General features: G+C 72.3%; 17 protein-coding genes. 8 read left to right on the top strand and 9 right to left on the bottom strand.

Going from position 1 to position 20,333, the window contains the following annotated elements; translation table 11 throughout:
- Positions 1-34: 34 nt before the first annotated feature.
- The 4 genes from ACIQPT_RS19390 to ACIQPT_RS19375 form a co-directional block, all read right to left on the bottom strand.
- Complete coding sequence (locus tag ACIQPT_RS19390) at positions 35-625, bottom strand: hypothetical protein (protein ID WP_401157103.1); 591 nt, start codon at positions 623-625, stop codon at positions 35-37.
- Positions 626-672: 47 nt separating this feature from the next.
- Entirely contained in the window at positions 673-1,389 is a 717-nt protein-coding gene (locus tag ACIQPT_RS19385; RefSeq protein WP_401157102.1) for a rod shape-determining protein MreC, read from the bottom strand.
- A gap of 531 nt (positions 1,390-1,920) precedes the next feature.
- On the bottom strand, positions 1,921-2,619 hold the full coding sequence (locus ACIQPT_RS19380) for a hypothetical protein (RefSeq protein ID WP_401157101.1): 699 nt from the start codon (positions 2,617-2,619) through the stop codon (positions 1,921-1,923).
- A 218-nt stretch (positions 2,620-2,837) separates the two neighbouring features.
- Entirely contained in the window at positions 2,838-5,243 is a 2,406-nt protein-coding gene (locus ACIQPT_RS19375) for a DUF6571 family protein (RefSeq protein WP_401157100.1), read from the bottom strand.
- Between the two features lie 489 nt (positions 5,244-5,732).
- Here ACIQPT_RS19375 and ACIQPT_RS19370 point away from each other — a divergent pair, with 489 nt between their 5' ends.
- The 3 genes from ACIQPT_RS19370 (at position 5,733) to ACIQPT_RS19360 (ending at position 8,495) form a co-directional block, all read left to right on the top strand.
- Positions 5,733-6,671 carry a DUF1996 domain-containing protein gene (locus ACIQPT_RS19370; RefSeq protein WP_401157099.1) on the top strand — a complete coding sequence of 313 codons (939 nt, stop codon included), beginning with the start codon at positions 5,733-5,735 and terminating at the stop codon, positions 6,669-6,671.
- A 101-nt stretch (positions 6,672-6,772) separates the two neighbouring features.
- The gene (locus ACIQPT_RS19365; RefSeq protein ID WP_401157098.1) at positions 6,773-7,408 is read left to right on the top strand and encodes a DUF305 domain-containing protein; all 636 of its coding nucleotides are present in this window, start codon (positions 6,773-6,775) and stop codon (positions 7,406-7,408) included.
- A gap of 34 nt (positions 7,409-7,442) precedes the next feature.
- Positions 7,443-8,495 carry a LacI family DNA-binding transcriptional regulator gene (locus ACIQPT_RS19360; RefSeq protein ID WP_401157097.1) on the top strand — a complete coding sequence of 351 codons (1,053 nt, stop codon included), beginning with the start codon at positions 7,443-7,445 and terminating at the stop codon, positions 8,493-8,495.
- 53 nt (positions 8,496-8,548) lie between these two features.
- On the opposite strand, the gene ACIQPT_RS19355 is transcribed toward ACIQPT_RS19360, so the two are convergent.
- Positions 8,549-10,759: an alkaline phosphatase family protein gene (locus tag ACIQPT_RS19355; RefSeq protein ID WP_401157096.1), complete on the bottom strand. Its 2,211-nt coding sequence runs from the start codon at positions 10,757-10,759 to the stop codon at positions 8,549-8,551.
- A gap of 246 nt (positions 10,760-11,005) precedes the next feature.
- Between ACIQPT_RS19355 and ACIQPT_RS19350 the strand changes: the two genes are divergently transcribed.
- Both ACIQPT_RS19350 and ACIQPT_RS19345 read left to right on the top strand, forming a co-directional pair.
- Complete coding sequence (locus ACIQPT_RS19350; protein WP_401157095.1) at positions 11,006-11,788, top strand: MBL fold metallo-hydrolase; 783 nt, start codon at positions 11,006-11,008, stop codon at positions 11,786-11,788.
- Positions 11,785-12,423, top strand: a complete 639-nt coding sequence (locus tag ACIQPT_RS19345) for a DedA family protein (RefSeq protein ID WP_401157094.1) — start codon at positions 11,785-11,787, stop codon at positions 12,421-12,423. The genes ACIQPT_RS19350 and ACIQPT_RS19345 overlap by 4 nt, the downstream gene beginning before the upstream one ends.
- 104 nt (positions 12,424-12,527) lie before the next feature.
- On the opposite strand, the gene ACIQPT_RS19340 is transcribed toward ACIQPT_RS19345, so the two are convergent.
- Entirely contained in the window at positions 12,528-13,802 is a 1,275-nt protein-coding gene (locus ACIQPT_RS19340) for an aminotransferase class I/II-fold pyridoxal phosphate-dependent enzyme (protein ID WP_401157093.1), read from the bottom strand.
- A gap of 192 nt (positions 13,803-13,994) precedes the next feature.
- Here ACIQPT_RS19340 and ACIQPT_RS19335 point away from each other — a divergent pair, with 192 nt between their 5' ends.
- The 3 genes from ACIQPT_RS19335 (at position 13,995) to ACIQPT_RS19325 (ending at position 16,870) form a co-directional block, all read left to right on the top strand.
- Positions 13,995-15,500 carry a bifunctional phosphatase PAP2/diacylglycerol kinase family protein gene (locus tag ACIQPT_RS19335; RefSeq protein WP_401157092.1) on the top strand — a complete coding sequence of 502 codons (1,506 nt, stop codon included), beginning with the start codon at positions 13,995-13,997 and terminating at the stop codon, positions 15,498-15,500.
- A 120-nt stretch (positions 15,501-15,620) separates the two neighbouring features.
- A complete protein-coding gene (locus ACIQPT_RS19330; protein WP_401157091.1) occupies positions 15,621-16,430 on the top strand; it encodes a methyltransferase domain-containing protein in 810 nt (269 codons plus the stop codon).
- Between the two features lie 86 nt (positions 16,431-16,516).
- Complete coding sequence (locus ACIQPT_RS19325) at positions 16,517-16,870, top strand: VOC family protein (protein WP_103531196.1); 354 nt, start codon at positions 16,517-16,519, stop codon at positions 16,868-16,870.
- 22 nt (positions 16,871-16,892) lie between these two features.
- Here the strand turns inward: ACIQPT_RS19325 and ACIQPT_RS19320 are convergent, their stop codons facing one another.
- The 3 genes from ACIQPT_RS19320 to ACIQPT_RS19310 form a co-directional block, all read right to left on the bottom strand.
- A complete protein-coding gene (locus tag ACIQPT_RS19320; protein WP_401157090.1) occupies positions 16,893-18,878 on the bottom strand; it encodes a DUF5107 domain-containing protein in 1,986 nt (661 codons plus the stop codon).
- 162 nt (positions 18,879-19,040) lie between these two features.
- The gene (locus ACIQPT_RS19315) at positions 19,041-19,937 is read right to left on the bottom strand and encodes an arginase family protein (protein ID WP_401157089.1); all 897 of its coding nucleotides are present in this window, start codon (positions 19,935-19,937) and stop codon (positions 19,041-19,043) included.
- 79 nt (positions 19,938-20,016) lie between these two features.
- Positions 20,017-20,256, bottom strand: coding sequence for a LapA family protein (locus ACIQPT_RS19310; protein WP_401157088.1), 240 nt, complete (start codon positions 20,254-20,256; stop codon positions 20,017-20,019).
- Between the last annotated feature and the right edge of the window lie 77 nt (positions 20,257-20,333).

Here is a 20,333-nt window from a genome sequence, read left to right as displayed (position 1 = left end):
GAAATCCTCCGGTGGGGCGCCGGGCGCCCTCACCTCAGTGAGGACGCGACGCCGGTTCGGCAGATGCGGAACAGGACGGATGACCGGTCGTGGGACCGGTGACCGTCCGGCCCGGAGGCCCCCGGACGCCGGGGAGCGCGCCCCGACGGCTGCCTGGCACGTCGAAGGAATCGGCCGTGCTCTCCCGGGCGCCGCCGGGCGCCTCGGCCGGCGACGCCGGAGAGGGCGGCAGCCCGTCGTGCGGCGGCGGGGGCGCGTGGAGGAGCAGATACGGCCTGCCGGAGCCGGCCCGGGGAGCCTGCGCCGGATCGGCCGCCGCCCGGGGGTGCTCGTGCTCGGCCCGCGCCACCGTGCCCGTACCGGCCTCCGCCACGACCCCGCTCGCGCGGCCCGGCTCATCTCGGTCGGGCCCGGCGACATGCCCGGTGTGATGGGTCCCGGCGTGGTCGGTTCGGGTGTGGTGGGTCCCGGCGTGGTGGGTCTGCGGTGCGGCGGACGCCGAGACGGCAGCGGTGACGGTGACGGCCGGCGCGAGGTTTCGGGAAGCCGGGGCGGGAGCCGCGCCGCTTGCCGTGGCCGCGCCGCCGATCAGGGTGAGGACGGTGAGGAGCAGCGTGGTCAGCACACACCGCAGGCGGGACGTGTGCGCCCGGGCCGGTCCCGGGTACGGCGTCACCTCGGTCGGCCGGAGTGCTCGGGCGGCGCCGTCCGGTGGCGGAGCACGGAGCTGAGGATCTGTCCGGCGCCCCGGACGACCGTGGTCGACGGGTCGTCGGCCAGGCGCACCCGGGTGCCGAGGCAGCGGGCGATGCGATCGGTGACGTCGGCCCGCAGCGCGCCGCCTCCCGCGAGGACGGGGCCCTTGCGCAGGGCTCCGCGGATCGCGCCGTGCCGGTCGTGCCGCCACATGGACGTGATCATGTCGAGGACCGTGCGGACGAGGACGGCGGGCAGCGCCGCCGGGTCGAGGCCGTCGAGGTCGTCGAGTCCGCTCTCGGCCTGCCGGGCGTCGGCGACCAGGCCGCCCACGAGGAGCGTGACCTCGGTCAGCTCGGCTCCCATGTCGATGACGAGAAGGGGACCCGCGTCCCTCGGTCCGGCGTACGCGGCGGCGGCCCGGGCGCTGCTGAGGACCACGACGCGCGTCGTCCCGAGCCCGGCGAGCAGGGCCCGTGCGGCGGTGCGGTGTTCGGCCCCGGCGAGCACGGGGTGGCTGAGGACGATCACGCTGTCGCTGCGGTCGGGGCCCAGGGCCGCGTCGGCGATCCGGCCGAGCTGCCGGCCGCAGGACTCGGGGTCGACGATGCGCCCGCGCCGGACCGCCCGCTCGGGGCCACCGTGCGGGCCGGAGCCGGGGAACGGGTCGAGCACCAGCCCCCGGCCGGGCACCCAGGCCCGGGTATGGGAGCTGCCGAGGTCCAGGGCCAGTCCCCGGGCGGCCGGGGCGCCCGGCTCACCCGTGCGCCGGTACGTCCGGGGGCCACCGTGGGAACGCCCCGCCCCGAACGCCCCGGCACCGCTCCCGTCACGAAGCGGTCCGGGGCCCTTCCCCCATGGGCCCGCCCCCGGGCGGAGCGGCCCTCGCCACTCGCCGGGCGCGGAAGCGATCGGGACGTGAACAGCCGGTACCGGAGGGGTAGGGAGAGCAGAGACCGGGACGGGTACGGACGACGGGGGGACGGCGCGACCCGGTCGCTGTCCGTCGTGCACAGAACGCATCGTCCCTCACCCCCGGCCGCCTGTCGCAGCCGTCCACGCACCCCGTCGGCCCGCTGATAGCGAGGCACGACCGATCCCTCACTATGCAATACGGGGTGGTGGAACGCCACTTCCTCACCGATTCGCAGGCACGGCCTCGCCGCGCGCCCCCGAGGGCCGGCCAGGCCCGTCCCGCTCCCGATGAGCCCCAGGGCTTGCCGGTCATGGGACGAGAAAGCCCGAGCGCATCCGGTAGTTGTCCTCCGCCGTCGAGACAATGTCGTCCAAGCGCCTCTGACTCTCCGGCGTCTCCCGAATCCCCAGACTTGCGGCGCGGCTCCGGAAAAGCTGCCCAAGCCGGGGCACCCCATAGGCCTGGTAGTCCTTGTCGGCCAGCGCTTCTTCGAGCTTGGCGCCGGACTCGCCGAACTGGCCCTGGAGGCCCTCGAACCGGGACGCCTGCAGAACGCCAACGGTTCTTCCTGACTGACGAGCGACTCCGATGGCCTGATCGCTGTCCCCCCGTTGCTCTCCGGCGAAATCTTCCCGCTGGAGCTCGTTCACCTGCTGCTCGATGAGATCGAACATGGACTCACGGACCAGACCGAACGCGGCCTTGTCCCGGGCCACCCCCTTCAGGAATGCCCACATGACAGGTCTCGAGACATCGATATCGTTGGGTTCAGTCGAGAACCTCGGATCAGAGTAATCCACTTGCCCGGAAACGATCTCGTACACATCGTCACGGTAGTAGGTAATCGCATGCGCCATATTCCGGCGAATTCCGCTAGGCATCTTCTCGGCCCCTGACTCAGGTGCCGCATACGCCTTGACCACATGCTCGAAAGCCCGGCTCTGCTCATCGGCCAGCCGGACCGGGCCGGTACCCGTCGGCTTGCTCCCCGCCGGCTTACCCGTCATCGCGGCCTCCAGCTCGTCACCGCAGGAACCGATCGACCCCGAGGAATCGGTGCCAAGCTCCGCGAGAACCCGCCAGCAGGACCGGGCCCCCTGCTCCTCAGCACCGTCACCCTGCGACCAGAACCACAGGGCACCGCCGAGGGCGGCTCCAAGGACCGCACAGAGGGCGGTCGCGACGAACGTGTACGGGCGAGACTTTATATACGTCCGCACAGGGATCAGCCGTTCTCTCCGGTGGACCCTTGCGCACTGCCCAAGCCTCGCTCGTAAGCGTTTCCAGCCGACTCGCTGATGCGCCCCATGCGGTTGTGAGTATTCTTGATGTAGTCGTCGGGGACTCCCACTTCCGCCGCGTGCTCGACGAGCATCAGCTCCAGCCGGGGGTAGCCGTTCTGCGCATAGTAGCTGATCAATTTTTCCTTGGTGGCGTCGGTCACGGCATCATTGAGATTTTCGGCCCTCATGCCGGTACCAATATCGATCATGCGCTGCAAACTGTCGCCGATCACCGGAATTCCCGTCACTGGAGCTCCGTAGGCATGGTATCCGTAGACCTTGTCCCAGTTATTTTCGCTTATTTTGCTGTCACGTGCGTCACCCAGCACATCGGCACGAATCTCGTCGAGTGTCCCCATGATCTTCCCTGCATCTTTGGCAATTCCGGTTCCCCGGTCGGTGTCTCCGGTCGGATTCTGCATGAAGTCGTCCTTGTCGAGGGTGCCGATCTGCTCAGCTATGTGACCCACCTGGGAGTAATGGACCTTCCTGAAGGCGTCGCCATCCTCGGAGAGCGCCCGAATGAACTGGTTCATCGATTGCCTGTTGACGTCGATATCGTTCGGGTGTGTCGAGAACCGGGGGTCCGTGTAGTCGACCTGGCCACTGATGACATCGTGGACGTCTCCGGGGTAGTACGCGAGCGCATTGGCCATGTTCACGCGAATGTTGGCCGGCATGGCGCCCTGGTCGATCTTGGCGATCTCCGCGTATGACTTCACGACGTCTTCAAGTACACGAACCTGCGCTTCGCTGTGCTTCGTGAATCCTTCCGGCACCGGGCTGCCGGGGACGTTACCGGTCATGGCGGCTTCCAGTGCCGCGCCGAAGCCAACACGGTTGTCCACGTCCTCCGTGTCCCCCTTGGGGAACAGAGCACCATCCTTATGCCTTGTTCCGTACTCATTGACAACATCCCAGTCGCGCCCGGACTGCAGGTATTCCAAGCGGTCCTTGCCGAACTTGTGGTCGACGTCGGAATAGGCCTGCGGGTCGAAGTAGGCCGTGGCCGCGTCAGGATTCTTGCTCATGACACCGAGCAGGCCGTCCAGGGGATCATTGGCGAACCAGCCGGACGTCTTGCTCCCGCCCCTCACGTCGAACTTGTGGTCCAGGTCCCAGATATCCTTATTGCCTCCTTGAGCGGGATTCTCGGCCGCTCGAATGGAGTCCGCCAGATCATGAAGGAAGGGGCCGCTGTAGTCGCCGCCGTTCTGCATCACGGTGACCAGGGTCTGGTAGCCAAGTGCCTTCTGATCGGCTGTGGTCATCCGGTTGACGTTGGTGACCTGGCTGTCGAATTCCTTGGTCCCGTTGCTCTTGACGTCATCGAGCCACGCGTTGTAGAAATCCGAGTCCGGGTTTTTCGCCCACTCCCCCCGCTGGTTCTTCCAGTCGGCCAGCTCCTGGGCGTACTCTCTCGAGCCCATCGCCAGGACCTTGCCGTCCTTCTTGAACTCCGGCACCCGTGTGGCGCTGGCGATCGCGGTCGACAGGCCGCGCTCGATACCCAGGTACGTCTGCATGGACTTCTTGTCCGTGTAGTACGCGAGGTCGTTCAGCTTGTTTCCGAGTTTGATGGTCCCCTCGGCGCCAATGCTGTTGAGGAAGGTCTGGCTGAAAGCCTTGTCCTGCGCGTTGTCGCGCATGGACCGGTTGAACTCCGCGTATTCAGCGGCCGAAACCTTCTCCCCTCCGTTGATCTTCAGGGCTGTCTCGGTGGTGTTGATCACCTCGTACTGCTCGATATCACTCAACGCCCCGGCGTTGAACCCGTTGAGCTGGTCGTCCGCGCCCTTGCCGAAGGCATCCTTGTTGCTGTCGACGGCTACAGCCGCCAGGGCTATCTTGACCCCCTGGTCCGCATCGTCGAAGGCCTGCACGAGGGTCTTGATGCGGTGAGCCATGGCCTTGATCCGCTTGTTCAGAGCAGCGACGGCCTCGGGGTGATCCCGCAGATACATCCGGTCCTGGCCGGTCAGCTTGCTCTCGTCGTGGCTCACCGTGCCACGGGAGTCGATGTGCAAGTCGCCCTTGACCGCATCCGCACGAGCCGAATCGAGCCTCTTCTTGAGGTCGACGAACTGCGTGTGGGCATCCCGGAGGAGCGCGGCGATGGCCTTGGCCTGAGTCTGGGCGGCGGCGTATTCGTACCGGGTACCGGCGAAGTTGATGCGGGCACTGCTGGCGCTGGAACCGGACCACGTCGATTCCACTCTGATGTTCCGGACGGTGTCCTTGTAACGGGCCTCGACCTTCTTGATCTCACCCGCCATGGCTTCCCACTTGTCGGCCGCGGTGGTGAGTCGCCCGAAGTCTGTGGTCATGACCTCGTGATACGTCAGCACGAATTGCCCCCTTGTTCCGCTCTCAGCTATTTCTTCGCAGCGCACTGGGTCACGCGCCTGCCTCCCTCGCCCACTTGCCGGCTGTCGCCTGACGAGGAGAACTCGATCCGACGCGTGTGCGATATCCAGGAATCATCACCATTACACCGCACGCCACACGGACCTCCCCGCCGGGCCTGCATGCCAAGTGACACCGCGTCGACCGCATGGTCGACGGTCCAGTCCTGCCGACATCTCACCCCCGGGATCCCCCCCCCGGGGCCTTCACCGCCTGTCGGCGGGAGGCAAGGAGACTCAAACCCCCAAATGGGAGAGCGCTCTCCCATCCAGCGACTCGCCAACGCCCTTGATAGAAGCAGTACTTACTTCCCCTGGCGCATTCTCTTGACATGCACAGGTAGCACTCTTACGTTCACGTGAGAGAGCGCTCTCTCACGTGAACCGTGATCACGTGTTTCCCCATCCCCCCACGTCCCGAACAGGAGTGCCGTGCTCTTCCGTCATCGACGCAACCCCGACCACCGCCGCCAACGCTCCCTGCCGCCCTGGCGGTACAGAATCGCCGGGCTCGCCGCCGCGGCCCTCGCCCTCTCCTTCCTCCAGGCCAACGTGGGCAACGCGGCGGCCGACCGGGCCGCCGCCGAAGCCGCCCCGCAGGCCGCCGCGGATGTGGTGCGGGTGGCCGAGTTCCTCGCGGAATGCCCCTACACCCACCGGGCCCCCGACGACCCGATCGTCTTCCCCGGGCTGCCGGGCGCCTCCCACATGCACAGCTTCTTCGGCAACGACACCACCAACGGGAACTCGGACCTGGAGTCGCTGGAGAAGGGCCGCACCAGCTGCTCGCCCGACACCGACCTGTCGTCGTACTGGGTGCCCACCCTCTACGACGGCGACACGGAGGTGGAGCCCACCGGGACCACCTTCTACTACCTCGGCGAAGGAGTAAGCGACGACGTCATCCGGCAGATCCAGCCCTTCCCCCGGGGCCTGCGCATCGTTGCGGGCAACGCCGTCGCCACCGGTCCCGAGGACAACACCCTCGCCCGCTGGTCGTGCCTGCACGCCGGTGAGGTCAACCCCTCGCAGGACTTCGTGAACTGTCCGCCCGGCACGATGATGGAGTCCTACCTGGACTTCCCGCAGTGCTGGAACGGTACGGATCTCGACTCGGCCGACCACAAGAGCCACATGGCCTACCCGGTGAACGGGGGCTGCCCGTCCACCCACCCGGTGCCGGTGCCCAAGCTCCGGCAGGTGCTGCGTTACCCGGTGAACGGCGACCCGGCGCGCTTCCGGCTGGCCTCCGGGCCCGGCTACACCATGCACGGCGACTTCTTCAACGTATGGCCGGAGGAGGAGCTGGCACAGCGCGTCCGCGACTGCATCAACGCGATCGTCAAGTGCGGTTTCGACGGCAAGCCCTGATCGGTCGTCACCCCACGCTCCACCGCGTCCGTCCCGGGGCCCCGGCTCCGGGGCGGACGCCCGCCCCTCCCCTCCCCGCCGCGCCTTGTACGAGGACAGCCATGAACCCCATGAACCTCCCGTCGCCCCGCCACCGGGCCGGCGTCCTCGGCCTGCTGGGCGCGCTGGTCCTCACCGGCGCGGCCGGCTGCTCGTCGGCGCCGGATTCCGCACCCCGTACGGCAGAGGTACGGAAGTCCGCGCCGCCGTCCGCCACCGGATCCGCCGCCCCCGCCGCCACTGCCACCGACGTCGGCTGGGTCCAGCTGATGACCCCGATGAACCAGCAGGCGGTGAAGCTGCTGACGCTCGCCGCCGACCGCGCGGCCGAACCACGGGTACGCGCCTTCGCGGTCCGCTTGCGCACCGGGCAGGAAGCCGAACTCGACCGCCTGCGACCCCTGTTGACCCGGATGGGGCTGCCCCAGACCGATGTGCACGCGGGGCACGACATGCCTGGCATGGTGACCGAGGAAGACCTGGAGACGGCCCGCGCGGCCGAAGGGCCCGCGTTCGACCGGCTCGTCGTCGCCCGGATCCGGGACCATCTGCGCCAGTCCGCGCAGGTGTCGCGTTCCGAGATCACCGCGGGCGGCCGGGCGGACGCCCGTGAACTGGCCGGTGACCTCGTGACGGCGCGCGAGGCCTTCCTCGCCGAGCTGGAACGGCTGCCGGGTGCGGTGCGGGCCCTCGGCTGAACGGGGCGGCCGGCCTGCGGGTATAAAGGGCTGCATGACAGCCGAAGTGCCGCAGCCCGTACGCCCCGCGACCTTGGAGGACGTGGCGGCCGTGGCCGGTGTGTCACGGGCGACGGTGTCCCGGGTGATCAACGGGGCGACCACGGTGGACCCCGCCCTGCGCACCGTGGTCGAGGAGGCGGTGGCGACCACCGGCTACGTGCCCAACCGGGCGGCGCGCTCCCTGGTGACCCGGCGGACCGACTCGGTGGCCCTGGTGGTCTCCGAGCGGGAACGGCGGCCGATGTCCGAGCCGTTCGTCGGCCGGATGTTCTCGGACCCCTACTTCGGGCGGGTCGTCAGCGGGCTGCTGGAGGTGCTGCGCCCGGCGGGGATCCAGATGGTCGTGATGCTGGCCGACGACGAGGCGTCCCGGACCCAGTTGGTCTCCTATCTGCGCCACGGCCATGTCGACGGGGTCGTGCTGATCACCACGCACGCCGACGACCCGCTGCCGGGACTGCTCCAGGACACCCGGATGCCCGCCGTCCTCGCGGGCCGTCCGCACAAGCCGTCGCCGCTGGCCTATGTGGAGGTGGACCAGCACGCCGGGGCGCGGCTGGCGGCCGATCACCTGGCCGCGCTGGGGCGGCGGCGCATCGGCACCATTTCGGGACCGCAGGACATGCCCGCCGGGCAGGTCCGGCTGACCGGTTTCCTGGAGGCCGTCGCCGCCCACGGCATCGAGGACGTGGCCTGCGCCGAGGGCGACTTCACGCATCTGGGCGGGGCCGCGGCCATGCGCAGGCTGCTGGCGGACCGCCCCGACCTGGACGGGGTGTTCATCGCCTCCGACCTGATGGCGCTGGGCGCGCTGCCGGTGCTGCTGCGGGCCGGGCGCGACGTGCCGTCCGATGTGGCGGTGGTCGGCTTCGACGACAGCAGCGCGGCGGCCGCCTGCGATCCGCCTCTGACCACGGTCCGGCAGCCGGTGGAGGAGATGGCGGCGGAGATGGCCCGGTTGCTGCTGAGGCAGATCGGCGAGCCGAGCGGCCCCTCGCCCTCCGTGCTCTTCCCGCCGGCGCTGGTACGGCGGCAGTCGGCCTGATCCGGAAGGGCGTAAGGGCGGACGGGCTGCCTGTACGAGGCCCCGCCCATCGGTCAGGTCGTCGTCCCCGGCACGTCCGGCACCGGAGCTTCTCCCGGCACGGGCGCGTCCGGCACCGAGGCCTCTCCGGGGAACGGCTCGTCCGCCAGATCCGCCCCGGCGAAGCCCTCGGCCCGGACCGGCACCTGAGGGCCCGAGGACTCCTGGAGCCAGCGGGTCAGCACCCGGTGCACCGCCTCGGCGCCCACCAGACCTCCGCCCGGCGGCACGGGCGCGCCCTCCGCGGTCTCGGCGGCCACGATGTCGAGCGGGTCCGTCAGTCCGCGCGGCCAGAGCAGGAACGGCCGGGACTGTTCGCCTCCGAGGCCGCCGTGCGAGCCGATCTGCTCCTCGAAGGCGTGCACGGTCCCGGTGACCGGGTCGTACATGGAGTTGACCATGACGTCGGCGACGTGCGGGAAGGTGTCGGTGCGCCGTACGGCGGCGGCAGCACCGACGCCGAACTCCGCGAGCGGGCCCTCGCCGTCCGTCAGTCCGGCGACGGGGACCTCGGCCCCGCCGGGCCCGAGCACGACCGATCCGTGCTCCGCGCGGACGAGGAGGAAGCCGATTCCCGGGTGGTTGGCGAGGGTGGAGAGCAGTGCCGGGTGGCGGCGTTCGATCTGTTCGCGGGTGGCGCGGCCCTCGATGTCGGGGAAGGAGAGCAGCCCGAGGTTGCCGGAGGCCAGCACGATCGGGTCGGAGTGCTTGGCCGGATGCTCGGCCTCCGGTTCCTCCTCGGGCGGGCGGTGCAGGGCGATCCGTACCGCGTCGCGGGCCTCGGACGCGCTGCGGGTGCGCTGGGCCCGGCGCGGCACGGGCAGCCCGCAGCCCGCCCGGACGAGGTCCTTGAGCGTGAGCCCGTACTTCCCCGCGAACGTCTCCCCGGGGCTCTGGCCGTGGTCGGAGAGGAGCACGATCCGGTAGGCGCGCGGGGTGTGGTCGGCGATCTTGGCGATCAGGGCGAGGGAGCGGTCGAGGCGTTCGAGGACCTTCTCCGCATCGCGGCTGTGCGGGCCGGAGTGGTGGGCGACCTCGTCGTAGGCGACGAGGTCGGCGTAGACGGCGGTGCGTCCGGCGAACATGTCGCCGAGGACGGCGGCGGCGACCACATCACGCTCCACGACGGTGGCGAAGGCGCGGATGAACGGGTAGAGCCCGCCGCGCTTGATCCTCGGGGTGACCTTCCGGGCGCGGGCCCGGGTCGACTGGCCGATCTCGCGGACGACCTCGGCGACGAAGGAGAGAGCGGTACGGGTGGCGTTGGCCGGGTCGGAGAAGTAGGCGAAGTATCCGGCGCGGGAACGGCGGCCCTTGCCGCGCCGGGCGGCCATGGAGAGGACCAGGGCGAGCTGTCCGGCGCCGCCGCTGAAGAGGTTGCCGCGGCTCGCGCCGTCGACGGTGAGCAGCCCCCCGTCACGGGTGTGCGCGATGGCCCGGCGCTGCATTTCCAGGGCGCTCGCGGGACGGCTGGAGACCATGACGGTGCGGGTCTCCTTCTCGTACCAGCGGAACGCGGGCACGTCGTGGTTGCTGCCGTGCAGGATGCCGAGCTGGCTGGCGCCGGTCTGGCTGGACCAGTCGGTGCGCCAGGGGGTGAGCCGGTGTCCGGAGGAGTCGGCGAGCCAGCCGGCGACGGTCGGCATGAGCCCGTCGGCGGCGGCCTTCACGAGGACGTCGTGGCCGACGCCGTCGAGCTGGAGGAAGACGGTGCCGGGCGGTCCTTCGCGGCCGGGTTCCGGCGGACCGGGGGTGCGGCCGCGTCTGCGGCGCCGGTCGGCGAGCCGGGAGAGCCGGCGGCGGTAGGCCTCGTCGTCGCGGACGGCGAGGGCGGTGGAGGTGGCGGAGGCGACGGCGGACATGACGGCGGCGACGACGACCGCGGTCTCCGGCGCGGCGTCCCCGCGCCCGTCCGGGATGAGGCGCAGCGCCATCAGCAGCAGCGAGCCGTTGAGGAAGAAGACCAGGGCCCCGAGGACGAGCGCGGGCACGATGAGCAGGGACCGTACGAGAACGGGCCACACCAGGGCGGAGAGCAGACCGAAGGCTCCCGCGCCCCAGGCGGCGGTGAAGGCGGTCCTGGTGATGGTGTCGCCGTCGTCGGACTGGAGCTGGAAGTCGGGCAGGATGCCGGCGAGCGCGAGCATGGTGAGGGTGGACACCGCCCAGACCGCGATCACCCGCATCAGGGCTCTGCCCGCCGTACGCCACTTCCCGTCACCCACGCCGGTCCACCTCACGCCCTCTCCGCCCCCGGGCCCGGTCGTCCGGGGCCCACCCTTCAGCTTTTCACAGCGTCGGTCCCGGTCAGCGCCTTCCGGGTCGACCGGCCAGGGGGCGGCGGGACGGTACGGGGGGCGCATAGGCTCGTACCGGCAGCGCACCCGGGCACGGGCAAGCGCGGGCCGCGCCGGGACACGAGGTCGCGGGGTCCGGCGGAGACCGAGCGGGGATCGAGCGAGGAGGCGGACGTGCCGGTGGAGGTCACCTGGTGGGGTCATGCCACCTGCACGATCGAGGACTCGGGGGTGCGGGTGCTGACCGACCCTCTGTTCGTACGGCGCTTCGCGCATCTGCGCCGCCGCCGGGGCGAGGTGCCGCCGCCGCAGGCCGCCGTCGCGGAGGTGGTGCTGGTCTCCCATCTGCACTCCGACCATCTGCATCTGCCGTCGCTGGCCCGGCTGGCCCCCGGCAGCCGGCTGATCGTGCCGAGCGGCGCGGTGGCGGCGGTGCCGGGGCTGCGGATGCTGCGGCGCGTGCGGCAGCTGCACATCACCGAGGTGGGGCCGGGCGACATGGTGCGCGTGGGCGACGTGCGGGTGCGGGCGGTCCCCGCGCTGCACGACGGACGGCGGCTGCCGGTCGGGCCGCACCGCGCCCCCGCCCTCGGCTATGTGGTCGAGGGCGAGGCCCGGACGTACTTCGCCGGGGACACCGGGCTCTTCGACGGGATGGCCGACGCGGTGGGGCCGGTGGACGTGGCGCTGCTGCCGGTGGGCGGCTGGGGGCCCTATCTGGGACACAGTCATCTGGACCCGGCCCGCGCCGCCGAGGCCCTGACCCGTCTCGCACCGCGGTCGGCGGTGCCGGTGCACTACGGGACGTACTGGCCGATCGGTCTGGACGGGGTGCGCCCGCACGAGTTCCACGGACCGGGCGACGAGTTCGTACGGCAGGCGGGGAAGCGGGCGCCCGAGGTGACGGTGCATGTGCTGGGGCACGGCGAACGGGTCAGGCCGGAGGCCGGCCGGTGATCCACGAGATCCAGCAGGTGGTACGGGAGCTGCCGACCGAGTCGACCCAGCAGGCGGTCGGCTATCCGACGCTGTTCACGCTGGTGGCGCTGGGGTCCTTGGTGCCCGTGGTGCCGACGGGGGCGCTGGTGAGTTCGGCGGCGGTGGTGGCCTTCCACCAGACGTCTCCGCTCGCCCTGCTCTTCGTGTTCCTGGTGGCGTCGGCCGCCGCGTTCCTCGGGGATGTCTGTCTGTACTGGCTGGGGCAGCGCGGGGTGCGGTCGAGGAACGGCTCCAAGTGGCTGGAGGCGATCACCCGCCGGGCCGCGCCGGAGCGGCTGGCCCAGGCGCAGGCGAAGCTGGACGAGCGCGGCGGGACGGTGCTGGTGCTCTCCCGCCTGGTGCCGGCCGGGCGGATCCCGGTGATGCTGGCGTGTCTGCTGGGCCGGATGCCGTTGCGGCGGTTCGCCCGGGGCGATGTTCCGGCGTGTCTGGCGTGGGCGGCGACGTACCAGTTGATCGGGATCCTGGGCGGTTCGCTGTTCCCGGAGCCGTGGCAGGGGGTGGTCGCGGCGGTGGCCCTGACGCTGCTGATCAGCGGGGCTCCGGCGGTGTGGCGCAGGCTGCGGTCGCGGTTCGGCCCGGCGTCCTCGTAGCCCCTGCGTCTTTGTGGCCGCGGCGTCTTCGTAGCCCCTGCGTCTTCGTGGCCGCGGCGTCTTCGTAGCCCCTGCGTCTTCGTGGCCGCGCTCAGCGGCCGCGCTCAGCGCAGCGCGCCGAAGACCGCGGCGAAGCTGTCCAGTGCCCGCGCCACATGCGCGAGCTCCAGCGGCTTCGCGGCGCTGAGGGACTCCGTCTGCTGCTGCGGCGTGGCCCCCAGCAGCGGACCCGTGCCCAGGCGTACGCGCAGGGCGCCGAGTTCGTCGCCGAAGCGGTGGCCGCCCGGGGCCGGTGCGCCGAGCCGGTCGGTGAGGTACTCCTCCAGCTCCATGGAGTCCGTGACGCCCAGCTCCGCCAGCCGGGCGCGCAGCGGGCCGAGGTCGGCGTAGAGGTGGCGGCCCGCCTGCGGGGGGCGGGCCAGTGCGCCGGAGCCGAGGACCGCGCGGTGGGCGGCGGCGGCGACCTCCGCCTGGAGCGACGCGGCCCGCCGGATCCGCTCCCGTACGGAATCCGGCTCCCCCAGCGCGTGGGCGGCCGCGTGGGCGACCGGAGCCGCGACAAGGGCGCCCAGCGCGGTGAGGATGTCCAGGGTGCGGGCGTGCCGGACGGCGGCCCGGGCCGTGTCCGGGAAGCGGGCGACGGCGACCGGCCAGGCGGCGGGCGTCAGGGCTCCGGCCAGGTCGGCGATGACCGTGACGTCGTCCGGGCACATCTCGGCGGGGCTGAGGAGAACGGTGTCGCGGGGCCGGTGCACGGTGTCGCGCCAGGTCTCGTCGCTGATGATGTGCAGCCCTTCGCCGACCGCTGCCTCACAGGCCTCGCGGACCAGCTCGGGCGGGGCGACGGTGGCCGTGGGGTCGTCCACGACGGACAACAGCAGCAGCTTCGGACGGCCGCCCTCCGCCCGGACCCGGCGGACGGTCTCCAGCAGGGCGTACGGGTCGGGTACGCCGCCGCACTCGGCCGGCGTCGGCACATGGTAGGCGGGCCGGCCCAGCAGCCGGGCCTGCGGCATCCAGGCGACCGGGCAGGGGCGCGGCATGAGGACGTCGCCGCCGTGCGCACCGATCAGGGCCAGGAGGAGCGGCTGGGCGCCGGGGGCGGCGGCGATGCTGCCCGCCGTGCCGTGCAGTCCGCGCCGGTCCCAGTAGCCGCGGGCCGCCTCACGCAGGACGGGGCCCCCGCCGGGAAGCTCCGGACGGGTCCGGGCGGAGGCGGCGGCCAGGACGGCGGCAAGTTCGGGGAGGACCGGGAGGCCGGGGTCGGGGGCCGGCGGCCCGTAGCGGACGGGGCCGTGGTCCTCGTGGGCGGGTTCGGGGCGCTCATGCGCGCGCCCGTGGTCCTCGTGCGTGGGCCCGTGGTCCTCGGTCCCGTGCATCCGGCCCTCCTCCGCCACGCGTCGCTCCCTGGCTTCTTTATACGGAGGTTCCGGGCGGCCCGCCCGCTCAATCGCCCACCCGCGCCGGGGGCCGCCTCCAGGTGGGCTGTTCCGCCGGTCGACGGCGACACGTGGCCGGGGTCTCAGCGCGCCTGCTGGTTCAGCGTGGCCCGGCCGGGTATTCGCTGAGCCATGTCCTCACCGAGAACCTCATCCGCCGCCCCCGCCGCCGCCCGGTTGCGCGGCTGGCTGCAAGGGCGGGACCTGGCCGTCTTCCGGAGCGTCGCGGACCGGCACTGGCCGGGCGCCGATCCGCTGCTGCCCGGACTGAGCCGGAGCGCCAACCACGGGCTGCTCTGGTTCGGGGCGGCGGCCGGGATCGCGGCGCTCGGCAGCAGTGCGCGCTCGCGCCGGGCCGCGCTGCGCGGGGTGGCGTCCCTCGCCGTGGCCTCGGCGGCGATCAACACGGTCGGCAAGGGCGCGGTGCGCCGCCAGCGGCCGATAGTGGACCTGGTGCCGGTGGTGCGGCAGCTCAAGCGGCAGCCGGTCACCACCTCCTTCCCGTCCGGCCACGCCGCCTCGGCGGCGGCCTTCGCCACGGGGGTGGCCCTGGAGTCCCGGGGCTGGGGCGCGGTCGTGGCCCCGGTCGCGGTGGCCGTGGCGGCCTCCCGGGTCTACACCGGGGTCCACTATCCGAGCGATGTGCTGGCGGGAGCGGTGCTCGGTGTGGGGGCCGCGTTCGCCCTGCGCGGGGTGGTGCCCACCCGGGGCCAGCTGCCCGCGCCCGGCCGCCCGCCCGGTGAGGCCCCGGCGCTGCCCGCCGGGCAGGACCTCGTCGTGGTGGTGAACCAGGAGTCGGGCACGGCCACCGCGACCGCGTCGCTGGTGCGCGAGGCGCTGCCCGCCGCGGAGGTGGTGGAGGTGCCGCCCGAGGAGCTGTCGGCCGCCCTGGACAAGGCGGCGGGCCGGGGCCGGGCGCTGGGTGTCTGCGGCGGCGACGGCACGGTGAACCTGGCGGCCTCCGTGGCGGCGACGCACGGCGTGCCGCTGGCGGTCTTCCCCGGCGGCACGCTCAACCACTTCGCCTACGACCTGGGCATCGAGACCGTCCACGACACCGCCGCCGCCCTCACCGCGGGCGATGCGATCCGGGTGGACCTCGGCCGGTTCCGGCCGGGGCCCAAGGGTCCGGACGGGGCGGACGGCTATTTCCTCAACGCCTTCTCGCTGGGCGTCTATCCGGATCTGGTGCGCACCCGGGAACACTGGTCGCCCCGGATCGGCGGCTGGCCCGCGGGGGTGCTCGCGGCGTTCCACGTGCTGCGCGGCCAGCGGCCTCTGGAGGCCGAACTGCAGGGCCGCAGGCGTCCGTTGTGGCTGCTCTTCGTCGGCAACGGGCTCTTCCAGCGGGTGGGCCCCGCCCCGGGCCGCCGCCACAACCTGGCGGACGGGCTGCTGGACGTCCGGGTGGTGCACGGCGGGCGGGGACCCGCGCTGCGCCTGCTGGCGGCGGCGGTGGCGGGACCGCTGACCCGCTCCCCCGCCCATGCGGCGGTGCGCAGGCGTCGGGTGCGGATCGGCGGTCTCGCACCCGGAACCCCGTACGCGTACGACGGCGAAGTGGCCCACTCCGGACCGGAGTTGATGATCGACAAGCTGCCGGAGGCGCTGACCGTCTACTGCCCGATGCCGGTCTGACACCCCAGGACCACGCGTCCGCATCGCAAGACGGCCATCTCACCATGCGGCAGGTCGGCGTACGGTGGTTCCTGTCGTCGCGCCCGTCGGCGCGGGAATTTCGGGAGAGGACGTCACGCCATGCCGAAGGAGACCGCCGTGTACACGCACGGCCACCACGAGTCGGTCCTGCGCTCGCACCGCTGGCGGACCGCCGCCAACTCGGCGGCGTATCTCCTCGACGAACTGCGCCCCGGTCTGGCCGTGTTGGACGTCGGCTGCGGCCCCGGAACCATCACCGCCGATCTGGCCGCGCTGGTCGCGCCCGGCCGGGTCACCGCGGTGGACACCAGCACCGGCATCCTCGGCCAGGCCGCCGAGGTGGCGGCCGAACGAGGGCTGGAGAACGTCGAGTTCGCGGTGGCCGACGTCCACGCACTGGATTTCCCCGACGACTCGTTCGACGTGGTCCACGCCCACCAGGTGCTCCAGCACGTGGGCGACCCGGTCCAAGCGCTGCGCGAGATGCGGCGCGTCTGCCGCCCCGGCGGTGTGGTCGCGGCGCGCGACAGCGACTACGCGGCGATGACCTGGTATCCGGAGGCCCCCGGCCTCGACGAGTGGCTGGACGTGTACGGCCGGGTGGCCCGTGCCAACGGCGGCGAACCCGACGCGGGCCGCAGGCTCCTGTCGTGGGCGCGGCGGGCCGGGTTCACCGACATCACCCCGACCGCGGCCGCCTGGTGTTTCGCCACCCCGGAGAGCCGCGCCTGGTGGAGCGGTCTGTGGGCGGACCGTACGACGGACTCGGTCTACGCCGAACTGGCCGTACACGGCGGCCATGCGAGCACCGAACAGCTCACGGCCGTCGCCGGGGCGTGGCGCTCCTGGGGCGAGGAGGGCGACGGCTGGTTCCTGGTCCCGCACGGCGAGGTGCTGTGCCGGGCGTGAGCCGGACAGTCGGTGCGATCCGATAAGGGGCCCGGCCGCCCCGGAATCGATCACACCGGTGGCGGCCGCCAACTACCCTCGCACGCATGGAGATCCTCGGAACCACGCTGCGTATCTGCGTCGACGACCTGGAGGCCTCGGTGGCCTTCTACGAGGGGCTGACGGGCACGTCGGCCCTGCGCTTCGAGCGCGGTGGGGTGTCGGTGGCCGCGATCGGCTGCTTCCTGTTGATGAGCGGGCCGGAGTCGGAGCTGGAGGTGCTGCGCAAGGTGGGCGCGACCATCGCCGTCAAGGACGTCGACGAGGCGAACGCGGCGCTGACCCGGGCGGGCGCGCGCGTCATCGCGGGACCGGTGCCGACCCCTGCGGGGCGTAACCTCATCGCGCTGCACCCGGACGGCTCGATCTTCGAGTACGTGGACCGCAACGTCACCGTCTGACCGGCCGCCCGGGGAGCGTTGATCAGTCCTGCGGCGGGCGCATGCGGAAGTCGTAGGCGTCCGGCAGCGGTTCGTCGCTGACGGACGCCCACAGCTCGCCGAGGATTCCGGCCCCTTCGCGCAGATCGGCGACCTCGAATCCGGCGTCGAAGATCGCGCGGGCCGCCCCGGTGTCGCCCTCGGCGACCAGGATCCGGGCGAGGAGCAGCCGGAAGCGTCCGCGCTCACGGATCGCCCCCGGCAGCCCGGCCAGCAGCGTCCGGGCGTCTCCGGGCCGGCCGGCGGACAGCTGCGCCTCGATGGTCTCGCGGGCCAGGGCGACCAGGAGGGCGCCGCCCTCCGCCGATGCGATGAGCTCCCCCGCTCCCGGAGCGTCGAGGTCCGCGAAGGCCTCGGCGTACAGCTCGGCGGCATGGTCCGGCCTGCCGCTCTCCTCGGCGGCGACGGCGAGGCAGCGCAGCAGCGGCCAGCGGGGCGCCGGGCCGCGCTCCAGGCCGCGTTCCCAGCTGCGGACGGCCTGCGCCCGGTCGTCGGCGTGCCACTGCGCGATGCCCAGGTGGTACTCGGTGTGCGGGTCGGCGTCGGCGGTCTCCAGCATGTCGCGCCAGGGCGGCGAGACCGGGGTCGGGCCGGGTATGCCGTCCGGGGTCTGCTTCGGGAGGGTGCCGTGTTCCAGCAGCTCACGCCAGGGGGCCTGCGGTGCGCCGATGGTGGAGACGGGGAACGGTGTGCCGGGCAGTCGGTGGCCGCCCCGCAGCACCTCCAGCGCGCCCCAGCCGGAGCCGGCGGCGAGCATCTCGCCCGGTTCGGTGTCGGCGTGCGGCAGCCAGGCCGCGTACGCATCCTCCACCGTTCCGCGCGGGAGTGCCTCCTCCAGCCGCGCGCTCGCCTCCTCGGTGGCGGCGGCCCAGTCCCGGCCGTGCACGGCGGCCGGGTCGGCGGACAGCGGACCGTAGGACTCCAGCCAGCTGAACGCGGTGCCCGGTTCGAGGGGGACGTGCTCCAGCTGGGTGCGGGCCAGACCCGCCTGGATCTCCGCGTAACCGCCGCCCCCGGGCCCGTTCAGCCACTCCTGCCAGCGGCGGCCGCCCTTCCCGTGGCCCCAGCGGAACAGTTTGCGGCCGCGCAGCAGATCCGTGGAGGTCTGGGCGAGTCCGTGGCCGTCCGCGTCGAGCGCGGCGATCCAGCGCCGGGAGTCGTCGGGAAGCTCGTAGAAGTGGTCGGCGGGGTACTCGGAGCGCAGCGGATAGGTGTGGTCGAGTCCGTCCGCCTCGGGGACGCCGACCCGGGTGAGGGTGTGGTCGTAGCCGAAGTGCCAGGCCTCGTCGGCCGGGACCAGCACCCGGGTGTCCGGGGTCTGGGGGACGGCGATGTTCGACCACCAGTAGACCGGCGCGCTCTGTTCGTGCGGGTTGCGTATCCGTACGCCGACGTGCAGGAAGTCTGAGTCGTCGGGGAGCCAGAGGTCCACCTGGAAGGGCAGGTCGCGCAGCCGCTCCCATTCCCAGAGCCTGACCATGGTGCCGCCGTCGGGGGCGGGCACGAGCGCGGCGTGGAGGGGTGCGCAGGACAGGGTGGTGTGGCCGGTGGCGCCGATGTTCCACTCGATGCCGCCGGAGAACCAGGCCCCGTTGAGGGCGAAGGCGGCGGGCTGGAGGACCGGGTTGCGGTGGAGCAGTTCGCGGCCGGTGGGTTTGTGGTGCAGGGAGTGGATCCGGCCGCCGAGTCCGGGGAGCACGGTGACGCGCAGCTGGTCGTTCTCGATGACGAGCGTGTCGATGGCGGTGGGGGTGCGTTCGCGCCCGTAGCCGTCGAGCAGCCGGGTGGGCAGGACGGTGCGCAGGGGCCGGTGGCCCAGTTGCCGGGCCATGTCGCGGGGTAGGTCCGCCCGTTCCCGGGGGTCGAGGACGGGCGGTGCGGCGGGCGTGCGCAGCGGTGGGAGCGGGTTCTCCGGCCCGAGCGGCGCTGCGGGCAGGTCAAGTACGGCACGTCGTACGGTCGTGGCCAAGGCACCCTCGTTCCCTCGCGGCGGGCCGCCGCAGGTCCGGGCGCCCCCGGTGACCATGGAACACGCGGGTGGCCGTGGGGACCAGAGCCCCGTCGGCCGGATTTTCGCGCGCCCGGCGCGGACGCCGAGGGTGTCCGTGAAGGCTCAGTCGTCCGTGACCGCTCAATCGTCCGTGAACGCGCCGACGACGAGGTCGGCGAGGAGCGCGCCCGCGGTGCCGTCCGGGTCGAGATCGGGGTCGTAGATGGTGACGTTGAGCCCGACGCAGCGCGGGGAGGAGACGAGCGTGCGCAGCAGCGGGGCGAGTTCGTGCGGGAGGAGGCCGCCGTCGTCGGGGCTGTCGACGGCGGGCATGACGCTCGGGTCGAGGACGTCGGCGTCCAGATGGACCCAGTAGCCGTCGAGGGCGGGCGTCTCCAGGCTCTCCACGGTGGCCCGTGCGAGGACGTCCGGGCCCTGCTCGCGGATCTGGCCGACGGTCGCGTGGGGGATCTTCAGGGCGGTCAGCTCCGCCCGGTCCTCGTCCTCGTCGCGCAGGCCGAAGAGGCGGACGTCCTCGTCCTTGAGGTAGGGGCGGAGCCCTTCGAGGTCGCTGAGGTCGTCCTGCCCCCGGCCGGTGCCGATGGCCAGCTCTTCGCCGCCCGCCGCGCCGATCCGGTCGCTGTTGCCGGAGTGCCGGAAGTCAGCGGATCCGTCGACGGCGGCGAGCCCGTACCGGCCGATGCGGCGCAGGGCGAGGGCGGCGCCGAGCTGGATGGAGCAGTCCCCGCCGAGGACCAGGGCGAACTCCCCGGCCCGTACGTGTCCTTCGATACGGTCGGCGAGCGTGCGGGTGTAGCGGGCGATGGCGGCGGCGTTGAACACCCCGTCGCCCTCCTGCCAGTCGCCCCGGTCGTACCGCGGCGGGACCACGACACCGCCCTCCAGGGCTCCGAGGCGGCGCAGGAGCCCCTGTTCGCGCAGGGCGCCGGCCAGCTTGTACACGCCCGGTACGGTGCCGGGGGCCGGGGGCCGCAGCCCGAGGTTGGACGGGGCGTCGAGAGCCACGATCGTACGCATGCGGCCCATCCTCGCCGCATCGGACCGGGGCCTTCAAGCGGATTCGCGGGATTCCGTGGGGCCGGGGCGCGGGGGCCCGTCACTTCCCCCGGCGGCGGAAGAGGTAGCCGCCGCAGCCCAGGCCGATGAGGAACATGGCCAGCAGGGCGAACCAGAGGGGCATCGTCACCTCGGGGATCAGCACCCGGATGGTGACCTTGTTCGTGTTCACGCAGATGAACACGATGACGAGCACGACCAGCACACCGACCACGATGCGCCCCGGAGTGAGCCACCCCTTGGCGCGCGCGGTACCGCTCGATACGTCCTTGGGGCTCATGGTCCGGCCCTTCCGCTCGCTCCTCGCCGTCCGGCCCGCCCGTCGTGCACGCGACCGCCCCCCGGGGTCCCAGCATG

Source organism: Streptomyces sp. NPDC091289 (assembly GCF_044757365.1).
In the GTDB taxonomy this organism is placed as follows: domain Bacteria; phylum Actinomycetota; class Actinomycetes; order Streptomycetales; family Streptomycetaceae; genus Streptomyces.
The sequence above is the reverse complement of the archived record's forward strand: the minus strand, read 5'-3'. Positions and strand labels throughout refer to the sequence as shown.